The organism is Candidatus Streptomyces philanthi (genome assembly GCF_059553635.1).
The window spans coordinates 1-2,002 of sequence record NZ_JCANQV010000533.1; the positions used below are offsets into that span (position 1 = coordinate 1).

A 2,002-nucleotide genomic window follows, 5' to 3' on the forward strand; every position below is an offset into this window, starting at 1 on the left:
CGGGCCCCTCTCTGGAGCACCGCGGCGCGGTCACCGCCGCCCCCGGTGGCCGGCTGGTGGTCGGCTCGGCCGGTTTCACCGAGAGCGAGCTGCTGGCCCGGATGTACGCGGCGCTGCTCGACCGGGCCGGGTTCCGCACCGAGGTCCTCACCGTCGGCAACCGGGAGCTGTACGAGCCGGCCCTGGAGAGCGGCCGGATCGCTGTCGTCCCCGAGTACGCCGCCACCCTCGCCGACTGGCTCAACACCAAGGCCCACGGCCCGTCCGCCGCTCCCGTCGCCTCGCCCGACATCGGCCGCACCATGACCGCGCTCCGCCGCCTCGCCGCCCCGCGCGGCCTGGACGTCCTCGCCCCGGGGCGCGCCGTCGACCGCAACGCCTTCGCCGTCAGCGCCTCCTACGCCGCGCGGCACCGCCTGCGCACCCTCAGCGACCTGGGGCGCGCACGGCTCCCGGTGCGGCTCGCGGCCGGGGACGAGTGCGTACGGCGGCCGTACTGCGCGCCGGGCCTGCGCGGGACGTACGGCATCCGGGTCACCGCCGTGGACCCCAAGGGCGTCGGCACCGTCCCCGCCAAGCAGGCCGTGCAGAACGGGGAGGACCAGATGCTGCTCACCACCAGCACCGACGCCACCCTCGGCCGCTTCGGCCTCGTCCTCCTCGCCGACGACAGGAACCTCCAGAACGCCGACCACCTCGTTCCCGTCGTCCACCGCGGCCTCGCCCAAGGCCCCCGGGCCAGGGCCGCCCTCGACCGTCTCACCGCCGTACTGACCACCGCCGACCTCGCCCGTCTCGACGCGCAGGTCGACGTCCGGCGGCGGCTGCCCGAGGACGTCGCGCACACCTATCTCGTGTCCAAGGGGCTGCTGCCGAAGCCGTGACGCCGGGCGCCCGCGTGCGCCATGGGCCTGTCTTGCCGGGGGCCGTACGAGTTGCTTCCGGGGCACGGCCTCCCGTCCTGCCGCGCCCGGCACCACCCGCGTGCTTACGATCCACACCGGCTTCCGGTCGGTCGGGTGGAAGGGAACGCCACATGAGAGCCGTAGCGGTCAGGGCATTCGGTGAACAGCCACAGCTCATGGAACTGCCGCAGCCCGAACCCGGGCGGGGCGAGGTGTTGGTGCGGATGGCCGCGGCCGGGCTGAACCCGGTCGACTGGAAGCTCGCCGACGGGCTGTTCGGGGACGCGGTGAAGGCGCGGTTCCCGCTGGTGATGGGCAGTGACGGGGCGGGCGAGGTGCTGGCGGTGGGGGCCGGGGTGCGGCGGTTCACGGCCGGGGACGCGGTGTTCGGGCAGTTCCAGCGGCCGGAGCGGGGCGGCGGCTCGTACGCCGAGGTCGCGGTCGCGGACGAGCACGCGATCGCCCCGGCCGCCCGCACCGTCACCTATGCCACCTCGGCGGCGCTGCCGACGGCCGGGATGTCCGCGTACAACCTGGTCGAGGAGACCCGGATCTGCGAGGGGAAGCGGGTACTGATCGTCGGCGCGACCGGGGGTGTCGGCACCTTCGCCACCCAGTTGGCCGCGGGCCGGGGCGCCGAGGTCATCGCCACCGCGCGGCCGTCGAAGGCGGAGCTGATGCGGGCCCTGGGCGCGGCCGCGACCGTCGACCAGACGGCGGGGCCGGTCGCCGACCAGGTGCTGGCGGCGTACCCGGACGGCGTCGACGTGCTGATCGACATGACCGGGGGCCCCGAGGAGTTCGACGAGATGACCCGGACCGTGCGGGACGGCGGCACCGCGGTCTCCACCATCGGCTCGGCCGACGCGGACGTGCTCACCGAACACAATCTGCGCGGCTTCAACTTCGTCAACCGCCCCTCCCCGCAGCTGCTGGAGATCCTGGCCGGGCAGGTCGACGCGGGCCGGCTGACGGTGCTGGTGGGGCACGAGGTGCCGCTGGAGGAGGCCCCGGACGCGCTGGCGGCCAGCCGCAGCGGACGGGCGCAGGGCAAGACGGTCCTGACGTTCTGACGGGCACGGTCCGCGCCCGTGTCA

General features: G+C 74.9%; 2 protein-coding genes. Both read left to right on the forward strand.

From position 1 onward, the window contains the following. On the forward strand, positions 1-884 hold an 884-nt coding region (locus tag AC51EU_RS29915; protein WP_496270226.1), incomplete at its 5' end, for an ABC transporter substrate-binding protein. 152 nt (positions 885-1,036) lie between these two features. Beyond that, positions 1,037-1,978 carry an NADP-dependent oxidoreductase gene (locus tag AC51EU_RS29920; RefSeq protein ID WP_496270227.1) on the forward strand — a complete coding sequence of 314 codons (942 nt, stop codon included), beginning with the start codon at positions 1,037-1,039 and terminating at the stop codon, positions 1,976-1,978. The last annotated feature ends 24 nt before the right edge of the window (positions 1,979-2,002 follow it).